Here is a 1319-nt window from a genome sequence, read left to right as displayed (position 1 = left end):
TCCATCCCGCGAAGGGGGGCCTTGAGGTCGTGGGAGACGGAGTAGGAAAAGGTTTCCAGCTCCTTGTTGATGGCCTGAAGTCGGCGATTCAGCCGTTCGACCTCTCCAAGCTGTGCTCCCAGTTTCTCGTTGAGGACTTTTAATTGATCCGTCTGGCGTTGGACCTGCTGCGTCTTCTTGAACAGGTCGACAAACACCGTTACCTTCGCCTTCAGGATCTCCGGCACCACCGGCGTAAACATATAGTCGACCGCGCCCAGGCGGTAACCCCTGGCACGATCCGCCTCGGCCGTGCTGATCGCGGTCACAAAAATGATCGGCGTGTTCTGCGTCTGTCCGCGCTGACGGATCAGCTCCGCTGTCTCAAAGCCATCCATCCCCGGCATCACGACGTCCAGCAGGATGACGGCAACCTCCTGCTGCAAGAGCTGCCGGAGGGCTTCCTTGCCTGAACTGGCCTCCACCAGGTTGTGGCCCAGATCGACCAGGATGCTTTTCAGCGCCATCAGTTTTGACGGCGTGTCGTCAACCAGCAGGATATTGACCTTCTCCTCGGTATCCATATGTCTCCAATGCTCCTGATCAGTCGAGTACTCCCGTTCGTGGTGAGCCCGCTTCGACATGCCAGCCGTTCGTCCTGAGCCTGTCGAAGGAGACGGTTGGCATGCTCAGGCAGGCCTATCGAAGGATGTACTATTGCAATGAGTTCCGTTCCTGCTTCGACACCCTCAGCACGAACGGATTTTACAAAGGAAGCCCTCCGATATTCCCAGCCGGTCATCCTGAGCCTGTCGAAGGAACCGGCTGGTGGGTTCCTTTCGCCAAGCGAGAAATCTCACTCCAATCGGACTGAATCAGCGCTTCTTTCTTTTCCCGCCTCCAGCCCTTGATCTGTCTTTCACGTTCCAGAGCTTCTTCGCGTGTGCAAAAATCTTCTGCAAACGCAAGGGTAACTGGTCTTCTCTTCAGGGTGTACCCTGGAATCGTACCCATCGCATGCTCTGCCATACGTTTCTCCAGATGATCAGTATGACCAACATAGTAGGAACCATCCGCACAGCGTAATAGGTAGACCCAAAAGCTCATTGACAGCCCTTAGTCACGTTCATCCTTCGACAGGCTCAGGACGAACGGATTTTACAAACCACGCCCTCCGATATTCCCAGCCGGTCATCCTGAATCCTTCGACATCCCGGCCGTTCGTGGTGAGCCTGTCGAACCATGAACGGCTTTCGACTCCTTGCTCATGGTCATCCTTCGACAGGCTCAGGACGAACGGATTTTACAAACCACGCCCTCCGATATTCCCAGCCGGTCAT

General features: G+C 55.5%; 2 protein-coding genes. Both read right to left on the bottom strand.

The window, feature by feature from the left end:
* Positions 1-563 (bottom strand): response regulator (locus KGL31_14290; GenBank protein ID MDE2323048.1); only part of this gene is annotated, 563 nt, incomplete at its 3' end.
* A 214-nt stretch (positions 564-777) separates the two neighbouring features.
* Entirely contained in the window at positions 778-1086 is a 309-nt protein-coding gene (locus KGL31_14285; protein ID MDE2323047.1) for a GIY-YIG nuclease family protein, read from the bottom strand.
* Between the last annotated feature and the right edge of the window lie 233 nt (positions 1087-1319).

This window comes from Candidatus Methylomirabilota bacterium (assembly GCA_028870115.1).
In the GTDB taxonomy this organism is placed as follows: domain Bacteria; phylum Methylomirabilota; class Methylomirabilia; order Methylomirabilales; family Methylomirabilaceae; genus Methylomirabilis.
The sequence above is the reverse complement of the archived record's forward strand: the minus strand, read 5'-3'. Positions and strand labels throughout refer to the sequence as shown.

Bases quoted from the DNA above. Each gene is read 5' to 3' on its own strand.
- KGL31_14285 (MDE2323047.1), bottom strand. From the start codon at position 1,086: ATGAGCTTTTGGGTCTACCTATTACGCTGTGCGGATGGTTCCTACTAT.